Here is a 24,172-nt window from a genome sequence, read left to right as displayed (position 1 = left end):
GTAACTTACACCATTCGAGCTTGCCACTTACCGCGCTGCGTCGCACCCGAAAGCGCGATGAATATTACGCGGATCGAGCAACCTCGCGGCTTCAAGAGCAACTGGTGTCGATCCGCATCGATAGCCGCAGCTCGGACGAAAGGAAACTCCGTGCCGACGCGCATGCCGTAATATCAGCGCCAGAAGCCTTGGCGAGGCACGCGAGAAGAACGGGACGAGCCGGTGATCATCGGCGATCGAGTCCGCGCATTGCGGAACGTCAATCCCCGGCACGGTGAGCAGCGTCGAGGACATAATCAGACAAGCCGTTCACGGATTGATTCGATACCTCGGGAATTTGTACTATCGCCACGGCGAATAGCAGCATAGCTACCTACGCGAAAAACGGGTTGGGACCGATCAGTCGCGTTTCGAAAGAAACTGTCGGTCGGGTTCGATACCCAGAATTTCCCCGATGCGAACGAACTCGGCCAGCGTGCGGCTCGCCATCTTTTTCATAGCGTGAGCGCGGTGCGTCTTTATCGTAATTTCACTGAGATTCATTTCCGCGGCGATTTGTTTGTTCATGAGGCCGGCGACCACATAGCCCATAACAGCCCGCTCTTTGGCGTTCATTGAATCGTACCGATAGCGTAAATCGGCCATCGAGCGCTCATTCAACAGGCGTTCAGCGTCGTGGCGCAAGGCCAAGGCGACGGCGTCTAGAATGTCCTGGTCTCGAAACGGCTTTGCCAGGAAATCCAGCGCGCCCGCCTTCATGGCTTGTACCGTCATGGGAATATCGCCATGCCCGCTGATGAAAACGATGGAAGTAGCTAATCCCATCTTCAAAAGCTGTTGTTGAAGCTCCAGCCCGCTCTCGTGTGGCAACCTGATGTCGAGAATGAGACAACTCGGTATCTCCGGCTTCAAAAATGACAGATATTCACGTGCGGATCCGAACGTCTCCGCTCGCAGGCCCACGGAACGGAAAAGAGCGCTCAAGGAACGCCTTGTCGGCTCGTCATCGTCGACGATGTATACGATCGACTCATGTACGGGCTCCGTTTTGCCGGCTGGGCGTCGTTGGGGTGGATGAGAATGGACGAACATCATTCCTCCCTTTTCAAATACAGTAGACCGTACGTGAACCGTTGTCCGACGCCGGGGATACACTATCCAATTTGGTAACGAAGTATTACACGATGACGAGTCCCATGCCACCTACGGTCGAGGCTAATCTTACCGGATGAATGCTGAACGCATGGCGCGCCAGAGGTTGTGGCGGACTATTGTCGCTATTTGCCAGTGAGCCAATTTGGCTGGTCGGCACACCTCCGTGACCAGCTGACGACACCCGCACTTATAATGGGGCGATATGGCGAGCTATCGCCCCACTCAGAAAATACGAGAGGATAGTTTGAATGGCGCGCCCCAGAGAGTTCGATGAGGCAGCCGCGCTAGACGCGGCAGTGGATCATTTCTGGCTCCACGGATACCAGTCTACTTCAGTTCGGGAATTGGCTGCGGCAATGGGGATCACAGGTGCCAGTCTTTACAATGCGTTTGGCGATAAACGTGCACTTTTCAAGATGGCTCTTGCGCGCTACATTGCGACGGGCATCGAGGGCCGCGTCATTCGCGAACATCAGTCCACAGTGCGTGCGATCGAGGCATTCTTCAAGGAGATTGTCAACTATTCGATAAAAGATAAAAATCGAAAAGGTTGTCTTCTGGTAAATTCTGCCCTTGAGCTCGGCGATGATGATGTGGAGCTAAAGGGAGTCGTGTCAGACGTTTTTGTTGAGATCGAGGATTTTTTCAGGCGAGCAATAGCGAGAGGCCAGGAACAAGGTGAAGTATCGACGGGGCTACCCGCGACCGACCTAGCGCGTCTCTTACTAGGCGCCTTACTCGGAATCCGGGTGCTTGCTCGAGTGCGGCCCAATCGTGCTCTGCTTGAGGGGATTGCCCGGTCAGCCATTCTCGTGCTGAGGTGATGACCGTGCCTTGCGGTGGCCGAGCGATACCGTGGTACTAGAGCCGGGGCCATGCTTGCGCTGTCGGACAGCGCAAGCAACGCGACCTGCATTTCTCCGGCGGTTTGATCGGCGCATGTTCGGCTTGGCACCTTGAACGTCGCGAACCTCTCGCCGACAAATTCCTGGCCATCTATCCTGCCGTCCGTGGCGGCATCATCGTCCGTTAAGGGCAGCCATGTCCGTTTATGCGGCATGTCGTTGCTGTGTTGACCGATGCGCTGTCGTTCGCCACGACGGATTGTCACTTCGCCGCTCTGCGCGAAAAGACGTGAGCGGTTAGTCGTCCGGCTCTGTCGTGACATGGTGCAAGCTAACGACAAAACCCGAGCCAGCCCTCGGACTACGCGACAGTATGCATGCCGAGCGCGCGGTGGCCACTTCGATCGCCGTCTCGCGCGGGGAGCCCGAACAGCTATTTTAGCCGCAATTGTACGTTTTCCCTGAAGTTGTGGAGGGAAGATCATATACACGATTGTTATTTCATTGCAGCTTATGCACTACAACCGACGTCCGGTACTTTAGATCGATAAGACAAAAAGACCAATACTCTGGACTAACCGAACGCAGATCTCTTCAGAGTGCTGTATCGCCAGCCGGCTCTCCTTTGAAAGTCCGAAAAACGACGGTTGCCGGTGACGCAACAAAAAAATCCGATGCGACCGTGCCGGCCAAGTGATCGAGGATGTGTGCCGGGCCTGTTCGGCATGAAGTTCCGGCTGGTGGGACGGGGGCCAGTTGAAACGCTCGACTAGCCCGCAATGAAAATTCCGGGCCGCGTGCCCGGCTCTGCGGTTGATGACGCGGTGCTGAGTGAGGACAAACATCTCCTCGGATAGCGACGGTTATGCGGGTCTTCTTGTCAGTAAGAGCTCTACCGACTTGACGAGTTGGTCCACCGTTGCATGTCCGCCGCGAGCGAGAGCGGGCAGAGCGGCTATGGATCCGATTAATAGCTTAGCGACCTGGTCCGCGGGTTCTCGCGTCATACTGTCGCTCGTCTCTTGACCCTCAGTCACGCATTCGTTAAAAAAAAACTCAAGTTTTTGCATGGCATCTGAAACGATGTCCTCGAAAGCCGAGCCACGTGCGGCAAGACTTATCGCGGTCGTGAAGAGCAGCCTTGCGCTGTTTCCTCCGAAGGTGACCGATGGTCCGCTGACAACACGAAAGAAGCACAGAATTGCAGTGATCGGACAAGAAGCTTTTCGCAGGTGTCGCAGCATCGAGTCAAAATGGTTGTCGATATACCAGCTGAGCACAGCAGCAAACAGCTGTGTTTTGCCTCCATACTCTGCGACAAGCATCGTCGGTGGCACAACTGTGAAGCTGGAAATTTGACCGATAGTGATCTTTTCGAAATCGTAAGTCGAGAAACAGATCAAGGCGGCTTCCATAAAGTCAGGATCCTTAAGCGACGCATTCGGAATCATCAGGATGATCTACTCTCGGAGATAATCGAGCTTTGTATTGCCTTGGGGAGTTTCGGTCAAGGATTCGTTACTGAGTAACAATGGCGACAGAGCGTGTTAAGCGGTGACGTCACACCCTCTGTCAAGAGTTGCGTAAATACTATCTCCGTATGTCGCTGCTTCTCAACAATGTTCAAGCGACTCATGACCGAGACGGCTTTCGACTTCAGTGGCGAGGATCATCGCGGACGCATTAAGCGGTTGCGGCTTCGAGATAGGCTTATATATGCTGTCGCCGGCGTTGATGACAATGCCGCTGAGGGCGCAGATGCCTGATTTCAGGGCGTCGAAGCGACGCCACAGTTGGAAGTGGTAACTGCATCGTGTCGGATCGCGCCATGAAATTAACACGGTGGACGGCGACGCCCGCTCGAGGACGCTGACTTTTGCGTGGCGCACATTCATGTCGTCGGATGTTGAAGTACCTGTCTGCGACGTTGGGCGGGTAGGTAGAATTGTTTCGAGAGTCAGCGAACCGGATCGGGCAAGCGATCGAACAATGCTTTTCCATGGTGCGTCTTTAACCGTTGCAGCCGATGCTTCCATGTTTAGTCTCCGGGGCTCCGGGTTGTGGCGGCGGATGCCGAGAGATAGCGGCGGAGTACACGCCCCTATCCGCCGTGTCGGCCCATCAATCGCACAGGTTGCTGATTGCGATTCCTGTCAACAGTGGAGGGTCTGTGACGAGTGAATGCGGCGCCAATGTAAAGATGCTACTCGGCGCTTGTACTGGAAACAAACATGCATCGGTATAAAAGTTCTACGCCAAAGGATACCAAAGCACACGTCCGGATCAGGACGGTCGCCCTCAGGGACTTCGCGCAATCACCCTCTATTCTGGTCGGTGGCGCTTGCGCGACAGTCCATTCAGGCGAATCAATTTTACTCTCCGAAGGGGCGGATATTCAGGGTTTCGAGGACATCGCGCCTTAACTAGCGCGCTACATGCTGCCGTAATGCTTAACCAGGCGGTGTTGCTTCACGCTTCGTCGGCAATTGCCTCCGGCAACGGGAAGTCGATCTCGGTATGGAAGACGTTATTTACGAAATTGACATACAGGATTTGCGCGGTGCGGCAGACGATCTCGATGATTTGTGCGTCTGTCCATCCTGCATCGCGGATCACTTTAAGGTCGGTCTCCTTTATCTTGCCTCGTGTCTCTGTGACCCTCTTCGCGAACGATACGGCCGCTTCGGTTCTTGGATCATTTGACCCACCGTAACGACTCATCTCAAGTTCTGCGGCATCTAGTTTGCTGAGTCGCACGCCGATATACGAATGCGCGCGCACGGAATACTCACAACCATTCACTTCGGAAACCGCCAGTGCAATACGGTCGCGCATTCCAGCGTTGAGCGTTTTCTCGAGTGGAATCTGGAGACCTTTGAACGCTGCTAATGCGTGCGGACTTTGCGCTATCACAGCAAAAACGTTGGGAACAAATCCAAAGAGCTTCTTGAAGCCATCGAGAGTGACAAGCGAATCGGCCGGGGTTTGATCGCGGGGTGGGATAGGGATAGGGGTCATTTTTTCTCCGTTCGAACATGCCACTATGGATGGAGAATCCTATCTTTCTGGACCGTAGTAGATAACCCGGCTGAGCCGATATGTTGTGTCTCAAAAATTGAGAGAATAAGATCGCGGGCGGTTGGCGCTCTTGATCCTTTGGAGCATGTATTTAGACGAAGTTGATGCAGATTTCGGCAGTTTGCAAGTTTTAGTTGACGTGTTTTAAAATGCCACTTCTCTCTACTTTATGAGGGTTTCGTCCCGATGGTGCGAGTTGCCGTATCGATCATCAGTCGATCCTTATCCCCGGCCAATGCGTCACGCAGTCTCGGGACACAGAATTCGATGAACCTGCGGATCTTGATTGGCTGCATCTTTTGCCCAGCGTGCACCACGCTGACGGGCATCGGTTCGGGTTCGAAGTCCCTGAGGACGAGTGTGAGAGAACCGAGTTCGACAGCACGCGCAACCTGATAGCAAAGAACATGTGTTACACCGACCCCTGCGATGGCCGCATCGATCGCGGCTTCGGCAGTATTTACAGAGAGGCGGGGCCGAATGTCTATGTGCCGGTCTGGTCGTTGACCGCGATGGGAGGCGAAAGTCCACGTTTCCCTTGATGCTAGTGCTTCGAAGCTCACACAGGCATGATCTGCCAAATCCTCCGGCTTTCTAGGCTTGCCTGCGCCGGCGAAGTAGGCAGGACTTCCGCAATAGACTCGGCATGTCGTACCGATCGGTGTCGCAACGAGTGAGCTATCAGGTAGATGGCCGATGCGCAGTGCAATGTCGATTCGGTTGTCAATCAGGTGCAGGTTTAGATCCGACAGGATGAGCTTAATGTGGATTTCTGGGAACGCCGCTAGGAAATCATTAACGACAGGCAAAAGGTGAAGACGGCCGAACACTATTGGTGCGGTGACGACCATGTCGCCCCGGGGAGTTGAATATTCGCCCGACGCGTTTCGTTCCGCGTCGCCAACTTGGTCGAGGATCGTCCGGCACGCGCTCAAATATGATTGGCCAGCCTCCGTTAAGGTCAGCTTGCGGGTGGAACGAACAAGCAATCGCGCATTCAGATGCTGTTCGAGCTCTGCTACCTTGCGGCTGATAGTCGGTAAGGGAGTGCCGAGCTTGCGGGCTACTGCAGAGAAGCTTCCCAAATCGACGGCGGTAACGAAGAATGACATTGCCTCAAAGCGATCCATTTATCCTCTCATCTGCTGAGACCAAACATATCGAAAATACAGGATTATCAACGAACGCGCTGGCTATTAGTATCCCTTTCAGTTCGTAACGAGTGGCCAACAGGAGAAAGACATGCCAGAGTCACGATCCCTGATCGCGATGATGCACCAACGGAGTCGCAGGAGATGCTGAATGCGGTCGCGAGGCAGTTGCGGTTCGTCCCTGCGCTGTTCCGGGCGGCCGCTATCAGCCCTGATGCCCTTGCAGGCATGACCCAACTTAAGAGTGCGATAGGGAAAGCGTTCGATGCGCGAACGCTCGCTCGTATCGCATTAGTGGTGTCGCAGGTCAACGAGTGCAAATATTGCCTGTCGCTTCATACTTATCTAGGCATGAACTTCGGCGGACTTAGCCCCGACGAAATGTTGCTCAACCGGCGGGGGGATTCTCTGGACGCGAAGTCGAAGGCACTCGTGATGTTTGTTCAGAAAGTGGTCGAAACTCGGGGAAAGGTTGCAGCGAAGGAGTTGCAAATTATCAGGGATGCTGGATTCGACGACGGTCAAATTATCGAGATCGTCGCTGCCAGCGCCTATTACACTTTCACAAACCTAATTAACAACGTGCTCGACACGAACGTTGATTTTCCGGAGGTAGAAGTAGATGCGGGAGCGGTATGAATATGCGGCAAGCAGGATATGACGCATAGACACCTCCATACGTCTGCTTCATATTTCCAGGACGTCTGCCGTAATTTCATGAAGCAAGAATCAACTGTTGTTCTTTTGATGACGTCGTGAGCCGAGTCCCATGAAAACTTTTCGAAAAAACCGCGTAGGCGAAGGGCGCAAGTCAAAGGGAGATTGGGTTGCATTCGACACGGTGCGGGATGTTTGACCACCGTGACGCCGTGAATATTTGTCATTTCAAAAACGAACGGCCGAATCTTGACTTGAAGCGAAAGACCGGATGCTAGAGCTCCGGGGCCAATGGTTCCGGGTTAGCGGAGGAAGAGGAAAACGAAACCTCGAGCTGTAGTTCAGGCAATGGCCACCGAAGAAGCGGCCGGTGATAAGACTTGCGGATATGAACAATTGAAGTTTGTAGTACAGGAAGTGAAATGGCGGGAAAAAGACAATTTAATGAGCAAAGGGTTCTTAATGCTGCGCTGGAAGTGCTGGTGCGTCGTGGATACAAGGAAGCTACGATGGGCGAGTTAGCTGAAGCAGCGGGAGTGCAATGTCGCACGCTTTACCACGCCTATGGGGGCAAGGAGGACCTCTTCGTCAAGGCGTTCAACGATCTGGCCGGCAACTTCTACCAAAAAGTCGAACATGCGCTTCAAAAGCATGATAGGCGCGCTGCCCTGCAGTCGTTTTTTGAATTGGTTGTCCCTCTCGATCACTCGGCGCGGTGCGCCACTGTTATCGCTACCCGCTTGACCACTGAGTTGGGAGATTCATCGGGGCGGTTGCGCGGCTCGCTAGCAGACTTCTTTCGCGCCCTTGAGGACCTGCTACGTGAAGGTCTAAGCGCGAGGGGAGACGATATGCCACTGACCATGTCGCCTGGCGACGCTGCGAAGTTTCTTATCGCAACTACGCGTGGAATCGCGGTGATGCGCGATATGTATTTGAACCACCCCAACGTGGTTGCTGTGGTTAACGCACTCCTAAACGCCGTGGTTTCATCTACTGCACAGCAACAGCGAGCCGGGTAACCGTATGCCCAGGATTGGCAGCCTCGCTTGTCTAGCCGCCGACCAGCCTCCATGTGTTGTCGTGATCTGATTGGCTGCTGTCGGTCGACGTGAAGTTTGTGGACATTAGCGCACAAGCCACGTGGCGGAGTCGGTTCGTCGTTGGATAGGCGGAGAGAAGCCTGCGGCGCCATTACATCCAAAATGTCGGCAGCAGCTGATGCAACTATTCTCTAGCCGACGGATTCTGCCGGACGCATGTGGGAAACTCGGTCCATCTCATCGTACATCGCCCTCAGGGGCAAATGGCCAGGCCATAGCTGACAATCCAGTTTCACGTGGCTTGTTTGTGTCGTCAACGCGTGACGGGTATATGTGAAATCTACTCCCTGTGAAGGGGGAGGGTTCATGTTGGGGGCAACGCCGCTCAACGCAATGGTTCTTGAAGAAGCGAGTTGCTCAGACCGGCAGCAGCACGGTCGGCCGTTGGACCTCAACAAGCCTTCAGGCTTACCGCTCTGACAGCCCGTGAAGTCTGGCCTTCGGCTGCCAACGTTTGCCGTTTGCGGTTTGATGGCACACCAGCCCGCCCGCTGCAGGTAAGATTCAAGCGCAGCCTAGGCTTTTTCAAGCACTGGTGGCCGGTGTGTATTCCCTTCGGAGTTTCTCGGCCAGAAGCGCAGTGGAGAGGTCGCGCTGCACGCATCCTCTCCATCACCGAACACGTGCTTCCCGCTGGCTGACCGGCTTTTTCCTGAACGTGTCGGTGGTGTCGTCGTACCGTCCGGTTTTCAACTGGCGCACATCAAGGTTTCGCTAACTCCGCCCTGAAGGACGAAGCTTGCGCGAAAATCCTTTCGGGTCAGTGACGGCAGGTATCGCCCTTGCATATCCGTGGACGCGCTTAAGAAGGTAGTTTGCGGACTGTCGCGATGCCGGTGCCCCCAGGCTCTCTCAGTTTTTGAGATTGCAATTTTCACTATCACTGGGTTGTCACGATGACGTAGCAAGACTAGGATCGATTGCCCCTTACGACTTAGTCGGGCCAACGGAGGAACAATATGTCGCGAATTGATATTCCCGGTCATGACGAAACCGCAGCGTCCAGCCTTCAGCCGCTATTTCATCTCGTCAGCAGGCGCTTTGGATTCGTTCCAGATCTCTACCGAATCCTGTCCATAAGTCCCCATTCTCTGACAGGATTAATCGAGATGCAGGCGGCGCTGTCGCGAACATTGGATGCGCGCACGCGCGAACGGATCGCACTAGCGGTGTCTGAAGTAAATGGCTGCCAGTATTGCATTTCTGCTCACACCTATCTCGGACATTATTTCCTAAAACTCATACCAGAAGAGATGACGCTAAACCGAGCAGGACGATCCTTGGACCCAGAGGCTGAGGCGGCGGTAAAGTTTGCCCGTAGTGTTTCCATTTCACGTGGGAGGGTCGAGACTGCCGAGCTGAGCAATGTGCGCGCATCGGGATACTCCGACGCGCAGATCGTTGAGATCATCGCGCTATGCGCGGAGGTATTCCTGACAAATCTATTAGCCAACGTGTTCGAGATAAAACCTGACTTTTTGAAGATGTGACATAGAGCGAGCAAGCTCTGCATGGGGGATGCGACGCACGCTAAAGAGTCCGTAGTCGTTAGAAATAAGTTGCCGTTCGAACAACTGTATAAAACATGGCGATAGTTCTTACGGGATAAAAAGCGGTTGCGTTGGATGCGATGAATGATTTCTCAAACAGTATTAGAAATCTGATGTTGATGCAACAAAGGCAGGTTGACGGATGCCTTTCTAAGTGGAATGTTCTGAGTCGTTCCGAATGCCGACGCTTAAAGTTTGCGCGACAGATGGACAGGCTGAAGCCTGATTGAGTTGAAAAAAACCCCATCCGAAATTTCCGCCAAACTGATGATTGTCCTTCACCGCGACATTAGCGAATTCTATGTCGGATGTGACGGAGCAGAGTCTGCAGCTTCGATCTGCGAGCCCCGAACTCATGATTGGAGGACTTCCTTCGCTCCTCTTGAAAGCTATGGTGCCATCGGGAAGAGTGTTAGTAGAGAGGAAAATTCTATAAGCCGCCGGCTCGACGTACGCGTCCGGATAGTTCTTCACTATGCGAAGGTCAGCGGAGTCGCGGACTGGTTCATCGTTCAACCGCAGAGGGATCCATTCACAAAAGTTCGTAGGAAGAGTGAGATCACCGTAGATTGAATATTCCAGTACCGGCTTCTGCAGCGCGGTCGATCCTATCGACGTAAATAGCTGGCGAAGATATGCAATGCCCGCTATTGCGACGCAGATAGCAAATATCTCCATCATCTCTGCCGGATCGTACATTACACTCCTCAAACTCGTTCTGGTTACAGTAGCATCTATGCGATGCTGTGATTCAATAAGAATACCTTGTCTTCGTCAACCATCTCCCGGTCTGGCCGTGCGATACTTCGGTATAGCCCGCCGGAAAGAGCCGCACTAGTGAAAATTCAAAATCAATGTGAAAGCGACTTCAAAGTAAGAAAATGAGAATTCGTCGGCCGAGGTGCTCCCCTAATTGCGGCTGATACGGTGCGCCGTGTACAGGGCGACCTATTCGGATGCCGGCTCCAGGAACACAACGGGGAAGTCGATAGGTGTATCGAAGACGTTGTTGATGAAATTGGTCAGTAGGCATTGTGCGCTGAGCGCGATAATCTCTATGAGGTTGGCGTCGGTGAAACCGGCTTCTCGTACGATGGCAAGGTCGGTTTCGGTCACTTTTCCGCGAGTCTCAACAACTTTTTTTGCGAAGGTTAGGGCGGCATCCCTCTTCGAATCACTGGAACTTCCGAGCCGGTTGAGTAAGATCTCTTCGTGCCTGATCCTGGCGACATTTATCGCCCAATAAGTGTAGGCAGAAAGGCAGTAAAGGCATGAGTTCACTTGCGAAACTACCAATGCAATCCCGTCCCTTGTCTTCGAATCTAGTGTTTTCGCGAGTGCACCCTGGAGACCCGCCCAGCCAGTTAAAGCGTTTGGGCTGAGGGACATGATACTGAACAGGTTTGGCGTAAAGCCGAGCTGCCTGCTAACGGCATCGAGCATCGGCTTTGAGGCTGCTGGTGTTTCGCTGCACGTCGGAACCGCGATACGCGTCATTACTCTCTCCAGGTTGAAACCAACGGGGACCGTAAAATATAGTTAATTGTATTATCAAGGTAAGATGGTCGGCACAAAAACGACTTCGTACTAGTACCTGGTGGATGAGCTTACTGATCTGACTTCGGCAGACGCGTTTCCATCTTGACGAGTTCAACAAGTGTGTTCGCTTTCATCTTACGCATTAGTTGCCCGCGATGTACCTTTATGGTGATCTCACTGAGGTTCATCTTTGCCGCAATCTGCTTGTTCATCAGGCCGCCCGTAACCATGGAGAGGAGCTTGCGCTCATGGGCGGTCAAGGACTCGTATCGTTCACGTAATTCGCGCCTACCCCGCTCAGTTTCACGACGCGTGCGGTCATGCATCATTGCAGACCGCACTGCGTCTAGCAAGTCTTGATCACGAAAAGGTTTGCTCAGAAAATTATGCGCACCCGATTTCATGGCCTTCACGGTCATCGCGATATCACCGTGTGCTGTCATAAAGACGATCGGTATGTAGACCTGAAGCTTGGCGAGGCGCTCCTGTGCCTCGAGACCTCCTACACCAGGCATTCGGATGTCTAAAATGATGCAGCTTGGTGACACGGTGGACTTATCCGATGGCGTCACGAACGCATCGAGCATTTCAGAGGCTGAAGTGAAGAGCCTCACCTCAAGACCTACCGTCGCCAACAGATCCGCAATAGATTCTCTGACGGAGATATCGTCATCGACAACATAGATCAAAGAAAACGAATCCATAGCATATTGCTCCGATATTGAATGCAACACTTACGTGTCCATGGGACTAACGTTAAGACCGGATCCCATCTGCCCCCGATGTGCTGTCTATAAACGGCAACGTAAATTGGAATACAGTGTCGTCATCATTCCGGTTCGCTTGGAGTACTCCCCCATGCGCCTCTACAATGGAACGGCACACCTTGAGGCCCATGCCCATTCCATTGGGCTTGGTTGTAAAGAGAGCTTCGAAAAGCTCCTCCGGAGAATGCTCGCCGAACCCGCACCCGTTGTCCTGTACGGTTACTACCGCAAACGCGTCATCGTACGACGCAGAACTCACGGTCAAAAACCTTTGTGTTCCGACCACCGGTTGTAACGCGTCCATCGAATTTCGGATAAGGTTTTCGAGGACTTGTTGAATCTGCGTGCGGTCACCAAGTACGGGCCGGGGTGCGTCAGGTTGAAGCCGTAACCGTATGTTTGCGCGGTCGAGTTCACCCTGCAGCAGAAACGCGACTTCTCTGATCGCGTCGTCCAGGTCCACTGGTACCTTAACAATGCCTGAGTTGGACGCCACGGCGCGCAACCCCCTGAATACTTCTGCGGCGCGACGTGCGTCTCTAGCTACCCTTCGAGCCGAATCACTTGCCCGTCCAATTTCGGCCGGCGACTTTGACAACCATCTCAGACAGGTCTCTGCGTTTGTGATAATCCCTGTGAGTGGCTGGTAGATTTCATGGACGATTGATGCCGCCATTTCGCCCATCGTGGAAAGGCGATGGGCGCGCGCGAGTTCGGCGCGCGCCGCTTGTAGTGCGCTCTCCGCATTACGTCTTTCTGTAACGTCAACGACTACTCCGACGTATTGCGCGCCTTCGATGTCGTCAACCTGCGGATGTCCTTCTATTTGCACGTACTTGATTTCCCCGAAGCCGACTGTAATCCTGAACTCCAGTTTAAAGACTCGATGAGCAGCGATGGCTTTATGCAACGCGACTCTTACAGGCGCCGAGTCGTCGGGATGGGTCAAGTCTATAAATTTTTTACTCGGTACGCGTTGTTCCGAGGGAATTTCATATATACGGAAAAATTCTGGCGACGCCTCCACCGTGTCGGCACCGGCGTACCATCTCCAGCTACCTGTTTGGCTCATTCGTTGCGTGTGTGCCAATTCTTTCTCGTGCGCGCGCATCGCAAATTTGACCTCTTCAATCATGCTGCTTTCAACTGCGTCGCGCGTGCGGAACCGCAGATTTTCTAGCTTCATGATCGTTTGGGCCGAGATTATCTGTAGGCAAGCGATGAGAGATGTATCGAACTGGGGTGTGTGACGGTTTCCCTCTAGGAAGAGGATTTCCCTACGTCGGCCATCGTCGAACAGAGGTACACATAACAGTGGGCGCTCGGGGACGTAGGCTCGCGGACTGGCCTGAACTTCAGTCTGATCGATGAAGGGCGTACCTAGGAGAACGGGCATATCGGTCAGGGAAACTGTTTGAAGGATGGTCTTGAATGAATCCTCGGACTCGGCGAGCGGCCTGCGATGACTGACGACAATTTCATCATCCGGTGACCACCGTGCCTCGCACTCGACGAGAAAGCATTCACCGTCGGTGCTTACGAGCCGAACACAGTGTGCCGCTGCAATAGATAGGGCACATCGCACGAAAGTGGCGATGACTTCCTTTTCATCGCTATTGCGTGAAAGTTGTTGAGAAGCCCGGACCATTGCCAATAGCCGAGCGCGGTGCCCATCAGCGATCATGCCTGTTGTGATACATAAATTCGGTTTGTGTGTATGTCGGGGAGCCGACATGGACTCTTGCCGTTTCACGAATCGTCTGGGAGCACTTGGATTAAGTGGGTCTGTGAACTTAACCGATCTCGAAGGGCCTAAGTCGATGAAGCGTGGGACGTACCACATCTTCAAGGTGCGTGCGATCGGGCCGCAACCGGATGAGAACAATCATGCTGAGCAGGGTTGCCAGAAGAAGTCTACCGAGGTCCGATGCGGGTTGGTTACGGATAATCTCCCCCTCAATTTGCGCCGCAGAAACGCATTCCGTCAGGTATTTCTCGATCGCCTCAATCGCGTCTGAAACAATCGTGCCACAGTCGGTGTCGAGGTTTGCGGCTTCAAAACCGGCCCTGAGTAGCAGTCGCGCATCATTCCTTGCCGGATGACTGCATGTCTCGACCGCTTCAGCGAAGAAACGCTCGATCTTGCCGAAGGGAGAGAGTTGGAGTTGCTCGCTGTCCATTGTTGGTCTGAAGCTCCGCTGGACGCTCTGAATGAGTGCGCGGCGGAATAATGACCGCTTGTCGCCAAATGCGTTGTAGAGGCTTCCACAGCTTAAATCCGCGTGAAGCGCAAGATTGCGCATCGACGCATTCGGAAAGTTGTTTGCGCCAAAATAGCTTATTGCGGCGTTGACGACATCGAATTCGTTGAATTGTCGGGGGCGTGGCATGATTGCGCGCAACTTTAACTTTTAGGACACTGGATCCGAATTCACACAGGGATCACAGTGAGGGTTAAGGTTCTTGGGCGAGGCACATTTGACCTTTCGGGTCTCCGCCGCTTGTTTGGTTTAACTCCTGGTAATGGCGATGCGCCAAGAATCAAATAGCTTTATGGGGGAGTGGCCCGCTACGACGTGAAATGACATATGATCCTCCAGTCGTGCATATCGACTGACGACGCGACCCTTAGATCGGGGAAGGAGGCGCAGTCCCCTAAATCCGAAGTACGCCAGCTATGTGGGAAATTATCGCGCACTCGAATAACCGGACTATCGAGCGTTGGGTATAGCCATTTTCACTCACCTATGTGCGATATGATAACAAGGGCTGTCGCTCGAAGAGCCACACCGGCTCATCCAAGTACTGCATATAGTTTCTTAGACGGTGTTAGGAACTTCGAAGTACCGGAATTGCATGGACAAGCATAAGCATGGCGAAGACGACAAAATGCAGGCCTGCGAGTGTTTCGGGCAAGCGTTCGTAGTCACGTGCAAGGCGTCGAAAGCGGTTGAGCCATCCGAAGCTGCGCTCGACTACCCATCGCCGTGGCAACAGCACGAAACCCTTTTTCGCTTCATCGAGCTTGACCACCTGGAGATCAATTCCCTGCGCGCGCGCGGCCTGCGCAGGATCTTCGCCCGTGTAACCCTGATCGGCAAAGGCCACTTTCACGGTTTCTCCCGTTGCCTGTTGCACCTGGAGCGCCAGTTCTGCCACCTGTGCCCGTTCCTGCTCGTTGGCCGGTGTCACGTGTACGGCGAGCAACTGACCCAGCGTGTCGACCGCCATATGCACCTTGCTGCCACGCTTGCGCTTGTAGCCGTCATAGCCTGCGCGTGGACCGCTTTCACACGTCGATTGCAACGTACGGCCATCAAGGATCACCGCGCTGGGCTGCCCCTGCCGCCCCTGCGCCACACGGACGATCGAACGAAGGTCACCCACCATGCACTCGAAACAGCCGGCCGCCAGCCATCGTTGCGTCTGCTGGTACACGAGTTCCCACGGTGGAAAGTTGGTCGGCAGCATTCGCCACGCAGCCCAGCGCGAGCCATCCAGCGCAACGCATTGAACATCTCCCGCAACTGATATTTCCGCTGTGGCGCACTCTCATCCATCAACGTCAGATACGCTGCCACGAAGCTCCATTCTTCGTCTGATACGTCTGTCGGGTAGGCTTTACGTTTCTCTCTCGTCATGCCTCCAGGGTACCAGGTTTGACCGGAAGTGCCTAACACCGTCTAGAGACTACAACGCCGGTGCCGATATTACCAAGTTCTGCGCTGTCCGTACCGCCGCGCGCGTATGAACGGATATACCTTCGTATGTTTTTCCGGTTCTCACTAAAGATGACACGTCTGGAGTGTTACCGGTTTCATGGTTTTCACCGATTGAGATGCGAAAAATGTGTCAAGCAGGTCAAATCATTTTGTTACGCGGTAACGACGCGTCGCGGGTGCTTGAACCAGAGTATTGATTTCGGGACGTCGCGGCTTTGTTTCGGCGAGGGTTCCGGTGTTGCCGACAACCTCGGGCGGGTTTGGTTCGCTGAGCATAAAGCGTAGGTCCCCGCGCAATTTCCCGGTTCGACAGCGCTTGTTAGGATCGGTGCGCATGGTGTTTCGGTGTCGGTAACGGGTATCTATGCATCTTGACATTAGCATCCGCAACCTCATATGGGTGCAATATACAAGGTGCTTCTATAGGCGAGACTGCCCGTAAGAAGTAGGGGCAGCGTCAGGCGTTCGAGGCGGTCGTGATTAGACGGTGCTGGTAGGTGATGTGTCTTCTTCCGTGAGTTGAAACGATGCTGCGAGAATTGATTATCCAGTACGGTTTTCCGCTGGTTTTTCTGAACGTACTACTCGAGTCACTTGGCTTGCCGGTTCCTGCCATGCCGACGCTCATTCTAACCGGGGCAATCACCGCATTGATAGGTGGCCATGAAAACGTTTGGGCGATGAGACTGTCCCTATTCAATGTGGTTCTGACCGCAGCGAGTTCGGCGCTGTTGGGTGACTTGTTATGGTTCTCGCTTGGACGGCGTTACGGGCGTCGAGTGCTAGGCTTTCTGTGTAACATGTCGATCTCCCGGGACACCTGTGTGAGCAGGACCAGCGAAGTTTTTGGGAGATTCGGCGTTCGTGTGCTCACGATAACCAAATTCATTCCAGGTCTTTCGACCCTTGCGATACCTGTCGCTGGTGCAATGGGCGTGTCATTTATTAGTTTCCTTTTTTATGATGCCATCGGGGCGGCTCTATGGGCAACCGTTGGGGTAGCTCTAGGTGTATTGTTTGCCGACGCTGTGGAGACGATTCTTAATGTCCTCGACTGGTTCGGCTTTGGGGCGGCGATTATTGGCGCGATATTTCTGGTTATCTACGTAGGTATCCGATGGCGACACCGAGCGACCCTTCGCCGGCGTTTGCGCATGCCTCGGCTCGATGCTGTACAGCTTGATGCGCTGCTGACACAAGAGCCTCCGCCTTGCATCATAGATGCGCGACGAGGGTTAAACCGACAGAGCGATCCTGTGCGGATCCCGGGCGCGATTGTGCTTGACCACGGCGCATCGGTAGCGCAGCTCGACGGATTGGAGAGGAGCAGGAAATTTGTCGTCTACTGCGACTGTCCGAACGAAGTGAGTGCCGCATTAGTTGCGGAGAAAATGAAGACGGAGGGGTACAGCCATGTGTTTCCACTCACCGGTGGGCTCGACGCCTGGCGCGCTGCGGGCTTTGCCCTCGAGCCACTGTTGCTTGACGAGGCGACGCGAGAAACGGTGGAGAAGATTCATCACCAAGCCGCATCATGAGACACGGTGTCAGGTCGTACTCCCCGTTTGGCATGTGTCGTTGCGCGTCAAAGCTGGGAGACCAGCGTCGCAATGATGACGGAGCAAAGAAATAGCGACAGCGCTCGACTTGCGGATATCATCCGTGGCTTCCGAAAGCCGGGTGGTAGATATTGTATTCCCGTCGTCATCGGTCGAACCAGATCTTGTCGCTTCACGATCCGGTACAGGGCAATCACAGCTATGTGGATAGTGACGAACGTCATCAAGATCGTGAACAGTAACCCGTGCACAGATACCAACGTATTCGAAGTATCACCGGAGAAGATGCCGAAAAGCGGTCCTACTCGGGCCACGTCGTTGTAGGCATATAGTCCCGTCAATACCTGCATCGACAGTATAAGGATGAGCGCAATCACCATCCATCCGCCGGCTGGTGTGTGTCCAACGTACGTCGGCCCAGCGTGGGAAAAGAAGCGACGGATGTAGGCGAAGGCATTCGAGGGGCGTACGAGAAAGCGTGTGAAACGCGCGGTGTCGCTGCCCCAAAAACCCAACAGAATTCGGAAGATCAGTAAGGTCAGGGTTAATTGCCCCAGACGAACGTGCCACGTCATCCAGTTATACCGGGATGTCACATACGCCGCGACGACGAGGCCGACAATTGTCCAGTGAAAGATTCTCACTGACTGGTCCCATACCCGCACTGGCAGGCGTTCAGATTCGAGGGAAAGTGACTTTGATGCCTTATCCAAAATTTACTCTTTTGAGGCAATACAATCGCGGGAGTTCATGCTGCGAGTGTACGTCGCGGCGCTGCCACACATAAGTACGTGACGCAGATATTTGGTATCGGTGTTTTATACCGAGGTATTGCGCTGCATCTGCTGTGCATGTTCACTTCAGAATTCCTATGTGGAAGAAGCGATACGTGCCGTAGCAATGTGGACAGCAAAAATACGAGAAATTCACCGGATGTTGTAACGCCTAGAGATGGGAGCATCAGGATGGACTGCGCATTCAGGGCAAGACTCCTCTGTTTGATGCATATCGCGCTCCGGTAATTCGATGTGCTCCGGAGGCATGCGTCTCACGATCCTGATAAATTCTATATCGAGCATTTGTATTCATATCGGTGGTGGAATTCGACGATGAATATACCAACGGATGCGGTAGCGATACGCGACGAATATTGTAGCGTAGCTTCTCGATCGCTAACATTGCCTCCGAGTCCCATGGCAATCGCCCACGGGCCGCTCGGTTAAGACCGCACACCGGGTGCAAAGACAAAGGCCAAGCTCGCCCTCCGAAAGGCACAGCACTTGTGTAGTCGCGATCAAGAAGGTTCACTATTTCTGATGTCGACCAACGAAGAAGGTGTCAAATGATCCTGGAAACTCGCGAAGACATTATTGAGAGAGCGTTGCTGTGCCTTTTGACGCCAGAACCCGCGCCAAAAGCGACGGTTGTTAAAAAGAAGAAATTCCGTCGATCGAAAGCCCTGCTCTGTCAGGGGGCGAAGGAAGCACCGAAGAAAGAACTGTTGCCGGCAAGGATTTCGATAATCGAACAGCTTTCATCGGTCACGCTTAGTATTTGCTGGAGTGACTCGACTACAGGGTATTTTGGCGAACAGGTCTGGAGGATGGGTCTTGCACATGGTCAATCATTCTGTGCGCTAAGTGGTATGCCGATCAAGATCGGCGATTCGGTTTTTCGACCATGGGTGAGCGAGACACGCGCCCCGGCAAACAGCCATCGAATGATCCTTGCCTCTTGTGTGCGCATACCGAGTTCACGACGGTGATCGCGGGGCATTGATCAAACTGATCATGCGTATTCTTTGGCAGTCGGAAGGAGAACTGCGCTAGTTGTAGCACAGATGGTCCCGTTTTCCTGCCGCAACATGAGCCAGTTACGAAGTCTCGGCGCGGGCGTTGCAGGTCATAGAACATCGGAGCGAGAATGTCGGCCACTCGTTTGAGTAACATAGAGAAGCGTCTCGAATACGTAACTAGTCGAATCAAGTGCTTCCGCGGGGAAGAGGGAGGATTTATCGCTAGTCTGATGCCCGTAACGCTACGAATCGCGCAGCGCGCGCTTCCGCTCTCCGTTGCATTATGGTCGATACTGGAACTGCCGATCGAGTTGATCCTCACACAGTCATCGACCGAGCGTTTCGCTTCGGCGGTGGGGCGACTGATCTGGGTCGCGTTGGCCCTCGCGACGATATGCAAGATTCGGTTTGCCAGGGGTATATTTCTTTTCCTATGTGCGGTCAGTTCGATAGTTGTTGCGCAGGCACTGCCGTTGGCATATGAATCGTCTCCGCTGGTGTTTAGCGTGCTGGTGGTCGATCTGTTGCTTAAAGTAATGACGCTAGGGATATCGCTGATCCTTCCGCTTGTTGCTCCACATTCTCGCTAAACTGAGTGCGCCTGAGCGTCGTCGTTCTCCCCGGATTCGGGCCGGGAGTTCTGTACTACGCGAGCCGCGGGACGGACGACTGCCCATTTTGCAAGTCTGCGACGTCAAGCCATAATAGGCGAACCGCTGCAGCAATGTCGCGATGATGATGTGCACCTCGAATCCCGAAGCATCCCTTTTGCTTTTGGGTATTTCCGCCAGGCTCTCTGGGCCACGGCGAATTCTGCATCAACCGTAAATCTGTTTGCGATCCGCTGATCGACCTGAACGCAGGCGCGTTCCGCGCAATTGCTTTTGAACTGAGCATGAGCGTTGCATTTTTTTCAAGCGCCAGTGCGCAGTCTTTTCACATAGGTTCTGCGTTTGTGGTTCTGCTTCTATTGCCGGCGTTTTCGATCCTTCTTTGGATGGCTCGTTTCAGAAAAAGAGCCCGCCGTTAGGCGGGCCAATTCCTTTCAGTCTGACGACACGGGTGTCGTCAAGGTGAGCTTATCACCGACTTAGACCACCTTCGATGGTTCGTTACGCGGTAACAGATGACGGGGTGACAAGTCCGGTCTGATTTTGTTCTGCGGGCCCTGAACGGAGCAGACGCCGCCCGATCGCTCATACGTTACAGCAGGATCTGGAAGTGTCTCCCGCTCGCATCGAGCACGCGTTCTACCAACGGTGGCTACTTCGACGAGAAGCGGCTCGCGTAGCTGATGAAGTTGTGGTCGCGTTCACTCGACGAACGCCGTTGAAAGTTCATAAGCAGAGTCTTTTCGAGAATGTTTCGTGCATTTAATTAGACGAGGATAAGCAGTCCCATGTTGCCTACTGTTTTCGTTAAACGAATGCAACTCATATCATGGGAGGAAAGAGGGCCTCATTCGGTTCAGGGCGGACGTGGATAGCACTTCCCAAATCCTATGCGGCAGTATATAAGGCCGATACCCACGGGACGTTGCGGCTTAAGGCGCATCGCCATACCATCAGTCGCTGGAGTTACATACTGTCCTGTCAGGCAGTGGATATGGATACGTCTCGACGAGCAGTATCAGTGAATAGATTGTCTTGGCTGTTCAGGATTCTCATCCAAGAAAATCTCCTGAATAGCCATCATCGTCGAACAAGCCAACGAGGAGGTTGAAATGAAGTCGTGTCGCCGTGAGTTCATCGTACGAAGCGTTGTAGGGTTGGCGTCGAGCGCTTTCTTTCCGCTCGTCGCTCATGCAGCGGAGGAACTGTCCGAGACTGATCCGAGCGCGGTCGCACTCGGCTATCGAGTGGATGCGACCAAGGTGGACAAAGTCAAGTTTCCGAAGTACGCCGACGGCCAGAACTGTGCAAACTGTCAATTCTACCAGGGGAGTGCATCTTCAAAGAGTGCTGCTTGCCCGCTGTTCACCGGCAAGACCGTCGAAGGGGCTGGCTGGTGTAATGGGTACGCGAAGAAAGGGTAATTCACCGCCGGTTTCCACCCGCGCGAATCGCTAGTTCGGCAACAAACTGCGTGATCGCATTTCCGTTCTCGGGCGGCGTCGAGCGAAATCGAAGGTGCTCTTAGCCGCCCTAGAACGTCGCCTCCCCGAAAGCCTGTCTCCGGTACGCACTACATAACGGCGAACGGCCTATGAGGCATATTTCCAGGATCGAGGTCGAAAATGGACGTGACATCTAGTGCTCCGCATCGCCGATCATCGCGCGACAAGAAGGTGGAAATTGCACCATCGTCACGCATTAGAGTCTGGCAACCGAGGGTCCGCCCGCAGATTTTGTTTTTTGATCTGATGTTCGCGGTGGTACTGGTCTGTGGGGCAGCGTTTGCGCTGACCAAGTATCACGCGCATATGAACTATTACGACCAGCTAGTGCTGGTTTGTACGATTCCCGCGTTAACCGCGCTCGGATGGCGCTGGAAGCCAGCACGCGTGTTAATGGTGGGTATCGCTGCGTTATCATTGTTTTCGATTCACCTCTACGGTGATGATCTGACTCGTGCCGATCATGCCTTTTTGCTGAAGTACTTTCTGTCAAGTCAATCCGCCATCCTGTGGATGAGTTCATTGTTTGTGCTCGCGACTCTGTTTTACTGGATCGGCTTGTTATCGCGCTCGGGATCGGCTGGAGCTATCGCATCGATGCTGACATGGAGCGCCGTGCTGATGGGTTTCGTCGGGATGATGGTGCGGTGGTACGAGTCCTATCTGATCGGACCGGACATTGGCCATATCCCAATTTCGAACCTGTACGAAGTCTTCGTACTGTTCAATCTCATCACGGCGCTGTTCTACCTTTATTACGAGGGGCACTACAAGACACACGCGCTCGGTGCTTTCGTGCTACTCATAATTAGCGCCGCGGTCAGTTTTATGATGTGGTACTCGATATCGCGGGACGCACAGCAAATCCAGCCGCTTGTTCCTGCGCTTCAAAGTTGGTGGATGAAAATTCATGTCCCGGCGAATTTCATCGGATACGGCAGCTTCGCTCTGTCCGCGATGGTTGCTGTCACCTACCTGATGAAGGACAAGGGCATTTTGGGTGACCGCCTCCCCGCGTTGGAAGTACTCGATGATGTGATGTACAAGTCCATATCGGTAGGTTTCGCATTTTTTACCATTGCGACCATTCTCGGGGCGCTATGGGCGGCGGAGGCGTGGGGCGGATACTGGAGCTGGGATCCAAAGGAAACCTGGGCGCTGATAGTGTGGCTGAACTACGCCGTATGGTTGCACATGCGCCTGATTAAGGGCCTTCGCGGCCGACCCTCGGCATGGTGGGCGCTGACTGGGTTGGTAGTAACGACATTCGCGTTTATCGGTGTGAACATGTTTCTTTCTGGCCTGCATAGCTACGGGAAACTGTAGGGGCTGGTGCGCAGCTCCTGAACGATGTGGCTAGTCCCTCCACTCGTCGCGGCGCTTCGCGACGGATACCCAGCCCGGCAGTGGGTGGTGACGAGTGCACGCGCACGGTCTGCTGGCATAAAGCAAATGGCCGTAGCCGGATGTGACGCGGGTGGCAATCTGAGCGCAGGACCGGCGGCGATGGTTCGTGACCCGGCCCGCTTGTTGTTTTTCAATTTGGCTCCGCGTGATCTGAGCATGAGGGGCTTTGCAAATCTGGATAGCGAGGCAAATCCTGAAATGTGGGTAGCGGATTGCTCGTTGGTGTGTCGGGCTTCTCTGCCCATGGCGTCTCACCGGATCCTTCCTTATGCCGCGCCAATCGTGTCTCATTGTCTCAAGGGGTTAGTCGCCATTCATCGCAAGCGCTGAGCACCGATTGATTCGTATCGAGGCAGAAACGCACATCGCGTACTCGGTGGCCGTTGGTGTACCCGCCACGGTTGCGTTCTATGCAAATGTGACACACAACGAGGTGCCGTGAAGACGGGATTTGCTGGTTGTCGCCTTCGTCAGCTGAGGACTTGCTGCTGATTCGGAGAGCGGTTGATTCGTAACATCAATCAAGTGGAATTTGAAATGCCGTTCAAGCGTAATCTGGTCACGGCCGGCGCGATTTCCTTGGCGGTCGTCGCCATTGTTGTCGCGTCATATCGCGCACATGGTGGCGGCTCCCCAGTCGCACAGGCTTCCGCTGCTGTTGCGCCGCCTGTTGCAGATGTAGACGTCGCGACAGTGATCTCGCAGTCCATCACCGACTATCAAAGCTACTCAGGTCGAATCGAGGCGATCGAGAAGGTCGAGATCCGACCCCTCGTTTCGGGAACGATCGTCGGAGTCCATTTCCACGACGGGGCGGTCGTTAAGAAAGGCGACCGGCTTTTCACCATCGATCCGAGGCCGTATCAGGCGGAGGTCGACCGGGCCGTGGCGCAGGTCGCGTCGGCTGAATCTCGGAGCGGATACGCGTCGGCCGATTGGGCGCGCGCGCAGAGACTGCTGACAGATAATGCGATCGCCAAGCGCGACTACGATGAGGCGCAAAACGCGAATCGTGAAGCGGCGGCGGCTGTGAAGGCGGCAAAGGCTGCCCTCGAAGCGGCGCAGATCAATCTGGGCTACACAGCGATTACCGCTCCGGTGTCCGGGCGAGTTTCCCGTGCCGAACTGACTATCGGCAATATCGTTTCCACCGGGGCGAATGCGCCCGTGCTGACAACGCTGGTTTCGACGTCGCCCATCTACGCGTCGTTCGATGTCGACGAACAGACATATCTGCGCTTTCTCAGTCGCGACTCGAAAGTAAAAGTCCCGGTCTCCGTCGGACTCGCTAACGAGACAGGATATTCCCGGCAGGGCGTGATCGATTCCATCGACAACCGACTCGACACCAGTTCCGGAACGATTCGTGTTCGCGCACGTTTCAATAACGAGGATGGTGTGCTTCTACCTGGCCTTTATGTTCGCGCTCGCGTTGGCGGGGGCGCGCCGCATCAGGCAGTGTTGGTCAACGACGAGGCCATTCAGACTGATCAAGATAAGAAATTCGTGCTGCTGGTCGACAAGGACAACAAGGTCCAGTACCGCGAAGTGACACTCGGCGACCGGCAGCAGAGTTTTCGCGTCATCACGGGCGGTCTGCAAGTTGGAGACCGCGTCGTTGTGAACGGCATACAGCGCGTTCGTCCGGGCGATTCCGTCAAGACGAACACCGTGAAGATGTCGGGCGACGCCGCGTCAACGACGAAGGCTTCCTGAGTGCGTGGATCG

Annotated in this window: 20 protein-coding genes and 1 pseudogene; 10 read left to right on the top strand and 11 right to left on the bottom strand. The window is 54.1% G+C overall.

The window, feature by feature from the left end; all coding sequences use genetic code 11:
* Positions 1-399: 399 nt before the first annotated feature.
* Positions 400-1,092 (bottom strand): response regulator, encoded by a 693-nt coding sequence (locus H1204_RS35630; RefSeq protein ID WP_180735152.1) that lies wholly within the window; start codon positions 1,090-1,092, stop codon positions 400-402.
* A gap of 311 nt (positions 1,093-1,403) precedes the next feature.
* Between H1204_RS35630 and H1204_RS35625 the strand changes: the two genes are divergently transcribed.
* On the top strand, positions 1,404-1,979 hold the full coding sequence (locus H1204_RS35625; protein ID WP_180733425.1) for a TetR/AcrR family transcriptional regulator: 576 nt from the start codon (positions 1,404-1,406) through the stop codon (positions 1,977-1,979).
* Positions 1,980-2,863: 884 nt separating this feature from the next.
* On the opposite strand, the gene H1204_RS35620 is transcribed toward H1204_RS35625, so the two are convergent.
* The 4 genes from H1204_RS35620 to H1204_RS35605 all read right to left on the bottom strand — a co-directional run bounded on the left by H1204_RS35620 (position 2,864) and on the right by H1204_RS35605 (position 6,208).
* A complete protein-coding gene (locus tag H1204_RS35620) occupies positions 2,864-3,415 on the bottom strand; it encodes a hypothetical protein (RefSeq protein ID WP_180733424.1) in 552 nt (183 codons plus the stop codon).
* A 198-nt stretch (positions 3,416-3,613) separates the two neighbouring features.
* Positions 3,614-4,036: a DUF3331 domain-containing protein gene (locus H1204_RS35615; RefSeq protein ID WP_180733423.1), complete on the bottom strand. Its 423-nt coding sequence runs from the start codon at positions 4,034-4,036 to the stop codon at positions 3,614-3,616.
* Between the two features lie 433 nt (positions 4,037-4,469).
* Entirely contained in the window at positions 4,470-5,018 is a 549-nt protein-coding gene (locus H1204_RS35610) for a carboxymuconolactone decarboxylase family protein (protein ID WP_180733422.1), read from the bottom strand.
* 227 nt (positions 5,019-5,245) lie between these two features.
* A complete protein-coding gene (locus H1204_RS35605; protein ID WP_180733421.1) occupies positions 5,246-6,208 on the bottom strand; it encodes a LysR family transcriptional regulator in 963 nt (320 codons plus the stop codon).
* A gap of 165 nt (positions 6,209-6,373) precedes the next feature.
* Here H1204_RS35605 and H1204_RS35600 point away from each other — a divergent pair, with 165 nt between their 5' ends.
* From H1204_RS35600 to H1204_RS35590, 3 genes are all read left to right on the top strand, one after another.
* The gene (locus tag H1204_RS35600) at positions 6,374-6,868 is read left to right on the top strand and encodes a carboxymuconolactone decarboxylase family protein (RefSeq protein ID WP_243468816.1); all 495 of its coding nucleotides are present in this window, start codon (positions 6,374-6,376) and stop codon (positions 6,866-6,868) included.
* 440 nt (positions 6,869-7,308) lie between these two features.
* Complete coding sequence (locus tag H1204_RS35595) at positions 7,309-7,908, top strand: TetR/AcrR family transcriptional regulator (RefSeq protein ID WP_180733420.1); 600 nt, start codon at positions 7,309-7,311, stop codon at positions 7,906-7,908.
* Positions 7,909-8,948: 1,040 nt separating this feature from the next.
* On the top strand, positions 8,949-9,479 hold the full coding sequence (locus H1204_RS35590) for a carboxymuconolactone decarboxylase family protein (protein ID WP_180733419.1): 531 nt from the start codon (positions 8,949-8,951) through the stop codon (positions 9,477-9,479).
* A 1,008-nt stretch (positions 9,480-10,487) separates the two neighbouring features.
* Here the strand turns inward: H1204_RS35590 and H1204_RS35585 are convergent.
* The 5 genes and pseudogenes from H1204_RS35585 to H1204_RS35565 all read right to left on the bottom strand — a co-directional run bounded on the left by H1204_RS35585 (position 10,488) and on the right by H1204_RS35565 (position 15,486).
* Complete coding sequence (locus H1204_RS35585) at positions 10,488-11,036, bottom strand: carboxymuconolactone decarboxylase family protein (RefSeq protein WP_180733418.1); 549 nt, start codon at positions 11,034-11,036, stop codon at positions 10,488-10,490.
* Positions 11,037-11,146: 110 nt separating this feature from the next.
* Entirely contained in the window at positions 11,147-11,782 is a 636-nt protein-coding gene (locus tag H1204_RS35580; RefSeq protein WP_180733417.1) for a response regulator, read from the bottom strand.
* Positions 11,783-11,834: 52 nt separating this feature from the next.
* Positions 11,835-13,529 carry an ATP-binding protein gene (locus H1204_RS35575; RefSeq protein ID WP_180733416.1) on the bottom strand — a complete coding sequence of 565 codons (1,695 nt, stop codon included), beginning with the start codon at positions 13,527-13,529 and terminating at the stop codon, positions 11,835-11,837.
* A 109-nt stretch (positions 13,530-13,638) separates the two neighbouring features.
* Positions 13,639-14,235, bottom strand: a complete 597-nt coding sequence (locus H1204_RS35570) for a TetR/AcrR family transcriptional regulator (protein WP_180733415.1) — start codon at positions 14,233-14,235, stop codon at positions 13,639-13,641.
* Positions 14,236-14,674: 439 nt separating this feature from the next.
* Positions 14,675-15,486, bottom strand: a pseudogene (locus tag H1204_RS35565) (IS5 family transposase).
* A gap of 608 nt (positions 15,487-16,094) precedes the next feature.
* Between H1204_RS35565 and H1204_RS35560 the strand changes: the two are divergent.
* Complete coding sequence (locus tag H1204_RS35560; RefSeq protein WP_180733414.1) at positions 16,095-17,105, top strand: VTT domain-containing protein; 1,011 nt, start codon at positions 16,095-16,097, stop codon at positions 17,103-17,105.
* A 47-nt stretch (positions 17,106-17,152) separates the two neighbouring features.
* Here H1204_RS35560 and H1204_RS35555 read toward each other — a convergent pair whose 3' ends face one another.
* A complete protein-coding gene (locus H1204_RS35555) occupies positions 17,153-17,770 on the bottom strand; it encodes a cytochrome b/b6 domain-containing protein (protein ID WP_180733413.1) in 618 nt (205 codons plus the stop codon).
* Between the two features lie 698 nt (positions 17,771-18,468).
* On the opposite strand from H1204_RS35555, the gene H1204_RS35550 reads away from it, so the two are divergent.
* The 5 genes from H1204_RS35550 to H1204_RS35525 all read left to right on the top strand — a co-directional run bounded on the left by H1204_RS35550 (position 18,469) and on the right by H1204_RS35525 (position 24,160).
* Positions 18,469-18,891, top strand: coding sequence for a DUF3331 domain-containing protein (locus H1204_RS35550; protein WP_180733412.1), 423 nt, complete (start codon positions 18,469-18,471; stop codon positions 18,889-18,891).
* A 158-nt stretch (positions 18,892-19,049) separates the two neighbouring features.
* Positions 19,050-19,511, top strand: coding sequence for a hypothetical protein (locus H1204_RS35545; RefSeq protein WP_180733411.1), 462 nt, complete (start codon positions 19,050-19,052; stop codon positions 19,509-19,511).
* A gap of 1,133 nt (positions 19,512-20,644) precedes the next feature.
* Positions 20,645-20,956 (top strand): high-potential iron-sulfur protein, encoded by a 312-nt coding sequence (locus tag H1204_RS35540; protein WP_180733410.1) that lies wholly within the window; start codon positions 20,645-20,647, stop codon positions 20,954-20,956.
* A gap of 201 nt (positions 20,957-21,157) precedes the next feature.
* Positions 21,158-22,363: a c-type cytochrome biogenesis protein CcsB gene (ccsB, locus tag H1204_RS35535; protein ID WP_180733409.1), complete on the top strand. Its 1,206-nt coding sequence runs from the start codon at positions 21,158-21,160 to the stop codon at positions 22,361-22,363.
* A gap of 618 nt (positions 22,364-22,981) precedes the next feature.
* Positions 22,982-24,160, top strand: coding sequence for an efflux RND transporter periplasmic adaptor subunit (locus tag H1204_RS35525; protein ID WP_180735150.1), 1,179 nt, complete (start codon positions 22,982-22,984; stop codon positions 24,158-24,160).
* Positions 24,161-24,172: the final 12 nt, after the last annotated feature.

The sequence above is a fragment of the Paraburkholderia sp. PGU19 genome, from assembly GCF_013426915.1.
GTDB lineage: Bacteria > Pseudomonadota > Gammaproteobacteria > Burkholderiales > Burkholderiaceae > Paraburkholderia.
Note: the sequence above shows the minus strand (reverse complement) of the source record. Positions and strands in the feature narration are given on the sequence as shown.

Excerpts from the sequence above, each read along its gene's own strand:
- H1204_RS35630 (WP_180735152.1), bottom strand. The coding sequence starts at position 1,092 with ATGTTCGTCCATTCTCATCCACCCCAACGACGCCCAGCCGGCAAAACG.
- H1204_RS35625 (WP_180733425.1), top strand. The coding sequence starts at position 1,404 with ATGGCGCGCCCCAGAGAGTTCGATGAGGCAGCCGCGCTAGACGCGGCA.
- H1204_RS35620 (WP_180733424.1), bottom strand. The coding sequence starts at position 3,415 with ATGGAAGCCGCCTTGATCTGTTTCTCGACTTACGATTTCGAAAAGATC.
- H1204_RS35615 (WP_180733423.1), bottom strand. The coding sequence starts at position 4,036 with ATGGAAGCATCGGCTGCAACGGTTAAAGACGCACCATGGAAAAGCATT.
- H1204_RS35610 (WP_180733422.1), bottom strand. The coding sequence starts at position 5,018 with ATGACCCCTATCCCTATCCCACCCCGCGATCAAACCCCGGCCGATTCG.
- H1204_RS35605 (WP_180733421.1), bottom strand. The coding sequence starts at position 6,208 with ATGGATCGCTTTGAGGCAATGTCATTCTTCGTTACCGCCGTCGATTTG.
- H1204_RS35600 (WP_243468816.1), top strand. The coding sequence starts at position 6,374 with ATGCTGAATGCGGTCGCGAGGCAGTTGCGGTTCGTCCCTGCGCTGTTC.
- H1204_RS35595 (WP_180733420.1), top strand. The coding sequence starts at position 7,309 with ATGGCGGGAAAAAGACAATTTAATGAGCAAAGGGTTCTTAATGCTGCG.
- H1204_RS35590 (WP_180733419.1), top strand. The coding sequence starts at position 8,949 with ATGTCGCGAATTGATATTCCCGGTCATGACGAAACCGCAGCGTCCAGC.
- H1204_RS35585 (WP_180733418.1), bottom strand. The coding sequence starts at position 11,036 with ATGACGCGTATCGCGGTTCCGACGTGCAGCGAAACACCAGCAGCCTCA.
- H1204_RS35580 (WP_180733417.1), bottom strand. The coding sequence starts at position 11,782 with ATGGATTCGTTTTCTTTGATCTATGTTGTCGATGACGATATCTCCGTC.
- H1204_RS35575 (WP_180733416.1), bottom strand. The coding sequence starts at position 13,529 with ATGATCGCTGATGGGCACCGCGCTCGGCTATTGGCAATGGTCCGGGCT.
- H1204_RS35570 (WP_180733415.1), bottom strand. The coding sequence starts at position 14,235 with ATGCCACGCCCCCGACAATTCAACGAATTCGATGTCGTCAACGCCGCA.
- H1204_RS35560 (WP_180733414.1), top strand. The coding sequence starts at position 16,095 with ATGCTGCGAGAATTGATTATCCAGTACGGTTTTCCGCTGGTTTTTCTG.
- H1204_RS35550 (WP_180733412.1), top strand. The coding sequence starts at position 18,469 with ATGATCCTGGAAACTCGCGAAGACATTATTGAGAGAGCGTTGCTGTGC.
- H1204_RS35545 (WP_180733411.1), top strand. The coding sequence starts at position 19,050 with ATGTCGGCCACTCGTTTGAGTAACATAGAGAAGCGTCTCGAATACGTA.
- H1204_RS35540 (WP_180733410.1), top strand. The coding sequence starts at position 20,645 with ATGAAGTCGTGTCGCCGTGAGTTCATCGTACGAAGCGTTGTAGGGTTG.
- ccsB (WP_180733409.1), top strand. The coding sequence starts at position 21,158 with ATGGACGTGACATCTAGTGCTCCGCATCGCCGATCATCGCGCGACAAG.
- H1204_RS35525 (WP_180735150.1), top strand. The coding sequence starts at position 22,982 with ATGCCGTTCAAGCGTAATCTGGTCACGGCCGGCGCGATTTCCTTGGCG.